General features: G+C 57.6%; 1 pseudogene. It reads right to left on the reverse strand.

Features of this window, described 5'->3' with window-relative positions:
• A pseudogene (locus HEN33_RS27270) lies at positions 1-255 on the reverse strand (phage tail tape measure protein); the annotation flags it as partial.

Consider the following 255-nt stretch of genomic DNA (forward strand, 5'->3'; position numbering starts at 1 on the left):
GCAACTCCCGCATGCGTTCCCTGGCTCGTTCCCCCTGCCCGTACCCCAGCAGTTCAGATTCATTTGATGCACGCGCAGCCACATTATCATTCTTCAGGGTCTCTTCCCGGTACCGCAACTGCTCCCGGATTTTTTGCTGGTCAATCAGGGCCGCATTGCGCAGCAGTTCCTGCTTCTGTATCTCCGTCAGGGTTTTCAGCTCACCCAGCGCTGTCTGGTACTTCAGCTTCGCCAGCTCCGTGTTCTGACCGGCCA

Origin of the sequence: Escherichia sp. 94.0001, assembly GCF_013369155.2 — a bacterium.
GTDB lineage: Bacteria > Pseudomonadota > Gammaproteobacteria > Enterobacterales > Enterobacteriaceae > Escherichia > Escherichia coli_F.